The sequence below is a fragment of the Halochromatium sp. genome, assembly GCF_054919635.1.
The window spans coordinates 1-2,648 of sequence record NZ_JBUDPI010000447.1; the positions used below are offsets into that span (position 1 = coordinate 1).

General features: G+C 64.8%; 3 protein-coding genes. All 3 read left to right on the forward strand.

Annotated features, from left to right (window positions below; genetic code table 11):
• The coding region (locus ACY693_RS18065) for a bifunctional alpha/beta hydrolase/OsmC family protein (protein ID WP_462323199.1) at nt 1–898 on the forward strand (898 nt) is incomplete at its 5' end.
• 127 nt (nt 899–1,025) lie between these two features.
• On the forward strand, nt 1,026–1,739 hold the full coding sequence (locus ACY693_RS18070) for a VWA domain-containing protein (RefSeq protein WP_462323200.1): 714 nt from the start codon (nt 1,026–1,028) through the stop codon (nt 1,737–1,739).
• A 105-nt stretch (nt 1,740–1,844) separates the two neighbouring features.
• Nucleotides 1,845–2,648: J domain-containing protein (locus tag ACY693_RS18075; RefSeq protein ID WP_462323201.1), on the forward strand; the 804-nt coding region annotated here is incomplete at its 3' end.

Sequence of the window (2,648 nt, forward strand, 5' to 3'; positions counted from 1 at the left end):
GGGCGGCGCCGCAGTGCTCGCCGCGGCCGGACGTTTGCCGTCGGTCGAGGCCGTGGTGACCATCGCCGCGCCGGCGACACCTGGGCATATTCAACACCTGTTTACTGGTGTGCGCGGCGAGCTGGAGACGACCGGCGAGGCCGAGGTGCAGGTCGGTCGGCGCCGCTTTCGCATCCGTCGCCAGTTCCTTGAAGACTTGGAGCAGTATGCCGATGCAGAGCATATCCGTCGGCTGAAGCGCCCCTTGCTGGTCTTTCATTCGCCCGTCGACGAGATCGTCGAGGTTGAGGAAGCGGCCAAGATCTATCGCTCGGCGCTGCATCCAAAGAGCTTCATCTCGCTCGATCGCGCTGATCATCTGCTGACCAAGCGTGAGGATTCGGAATACGTTGCCGAGACACTGGTGGCCTGGGCGAGCCGCTATCTCGGGCTGCTGCGCCATCATGAGGAGGGAGGCACCGGGACGGCGCCGGCGGTCGAGGCTGGCGAGGTGCTGGTGACCGAGCGTAATCAGGCCTTTCTGCGAGGACTCTATGCGGCGCGCCATCAGCTCCTGGCCGATGAGCCCATTGCGGCGGGCGGCTCTGATTTGGGACCCAATCCCTACGAGCTGTTGTTGATGGCATTGGGTGCCTGCACCTCGATGACGCTGCGCATGGTCGCCAAGCGCAAAGGGATGGCGCTCGATGACATCGAGGTGCGGCTGCGGCACCGCGAGCTGCCCGGCGAAGCGGGCGCGAAGCGCGGTCCGCAGCGGATCGTGCAGCGGATCACACTGGCCGGCGCGCTCAACGAGCACGAGCGCGGGCTGCTGCTCGAGATCGCTGAGCGTTGTCCGGTGCATCGAACCCTCGTGCATTCAGACCTGAAGATCCTCACCGAGGGCGAGGAGCCTTAAGGTGGCCTGGCCTCTTGCACGAGCTTGTCCGGACTCGATCAGCGGTGCCCACCTGGCTCCATCTAGGTCTAAGTGCTGAGCGAGCGCGCTCAGACAATCTCATACGCCAGTCTTATACTCTGGGACGATGAACCGTTCGCGAACCGATCTGAAAACGACCTCAAGTCGCACCGAGGTCGATGCCTTCTTGGAGCAGGTGGCGGCGGCGCCGAAGCGCCTGCCGGCAGGAGCGCGTGGGCGATTGATCTTTGCAATGGATGCGACCGCGAGCCGTGAGCCGACCTGGGATCAGGCGGCTAGTCTTCAGGCAGCGATGTTCCAGGAGACGAATGATCTGGGCGGGCTGGATGTGCAGCTTGTCCATTATCGTGGTTTTCAGGAGCTGCATGCCTCGCCCTGGTGCGGGAGCGCCGATCAGCTGTTGCCGCGCATGACCGCGGTGCGCTGCGCGGCTGGTATCACCCAGATCGGTCGTGTTCTTAGCCACGTCATTGCTGAAACCGAGCGCAAGCGGGTCAACGCCCTGGTCTTCGTCGGCGATTGCGTCGAGGAGCCTCTGGATGGTCTTGCTGATCTGGCAGGTCAGCTGGGCCTGCTCGGTGTGCCAGCCTTCGTGTTCCAAGAAGGCCGTGATCCGACCGCTGAGCGTGCGATGAAGGAGATTGCGCGTCTCAGCGGTGGCGCCTGGTGCCCGTTCGACGCCTCCAGCCCGCGCACCCTCAAGGACCTTCTTAGTGCGGTGGCTGTCTATGCCGCAGGCGGCCGCAAGGCGCTTGCTGACTTCGGTCGCCGCCGCGGTGGCGAGGTGCTGCGGCTGACCCAACAGCTGCGAGGGCGATAGGCGATGAGCGTGTTGCATTGGCGTCGGAGACGGGCATGGAGTGTGCGACCTTTGCTTGAGCTGGCACGAGGCTGTCCGCGCATCACAGCCTGTGGAGGCTGAGCCATGGGCCGCTTGCTGATCCTGCTGATCGTCATCGGCGGTCTGGGCTGGTTTCTGTACTGGTTTAGCCGCACGCCGGCGCCCCAGGTTGCGCGTGTGCTGCGCCGGGTCGCCCTCTGGGGGGGCATCGGGCTGCTGATCCTCGCCACGCTCACCGGGCGTCTGAACCCGATCTTTGCAGCCTTGGCCGCGGCGATTCCGGTCGGGATTCGGATTCTGAGTCTGTTGCACATGTTGCCGATGTTGCAACGCGTCTTGCAGTCGCTCGGGCTTGGTGGTCTGGCTGGGAGGATTCCCACTGGCGGTCTTGGCGCCGGGCTCGGTGGCACAGCGGGCGCCGACGGCCGAAGCGAACAGCGCTCCGCCATCCGCACCCGTTATCTGGCGATGAGTCTCGACCATGAGAGCGGCGCCATGGATGGCGAGGTGCGCGAGGGTCCCTTCCAGGGCCGGCAGCTCTCGGAGCTGACACTCGACCAATTGCTGCGAATGCTCGAGCTCTATCAGGATGACGATGAGCAGTCGGCTGCGGTGTTAACGGCCTACCTGGAGCGCGAGCATCCGGATTGGCGCGAGCGGGCGGCTGAGGGCGACGCGGGTTGGGATGCTAGGCAGAAGCAGGGGACGTCTGGCTCGAGCGGGAAGGGCATGACGCGCGACGATGCCCTGGCCATCCTTGGCCTTGAGGTCGGTGCTGAGCCTGAGCCTGAGCAGATTCGCGCGGCGCATCGCCGCCTGATGCAAAAGTTGCATCCGGATCGAGGCGGCTCTGACTACCTGGCGGCGCAGATCAACGCTGCTAAGACG